The following is a 292-nucleotide window of genomic DNA, read 5'->3' on the forward strand; positions in this document are numbered from 1 at the left end:
GGACGCTATTCTTTTTCGACTTAAACCGTGGTGCTTTATTCTGCTTTTTAAAGAAACGCGCATACGAATCAGATAGGTTTTTAAGCGATGACTGAAGTGCAACGCTATCGACTTCTTTTAACCACACCAACTCTTTTTTCAGTCTGGTTAATTGTGAAGAACAAGTGTTATACGTCAAACCTTTACCTGTATCTTTATAGGTGTTATTCCATTTCGCCAAGAAATGATTAAATACGAATCGGGAACAACCGATGGTTTTAGCAAGAAGCGTTTCTTGGGCTTTATTCGGATA

Annotated in this window: 1 protein-coding gene; it reads right to left on the reverse strand. The window is 38.0% G+C overall.

Features of this window, described 5'->3' with window-relative positions; all coding sequences use genetic code 11:
- Positions 1-292 (reverse strand): helix-turn-helix domain-containing protein (locus tag JUJ52_RS23230; protein WP_228089273.1); only part of this gene is annotated, 292 nt, incomplete at both ends.

This window comes from Virgibacillus sp. AGTR, from assembly GCF_016919725.2.
Lineage (GTDB): Bacteria > Bacillota > Bacilli > Bacillales > Amphibacillaceae > Virgibacillus > Virgibacillus salarius.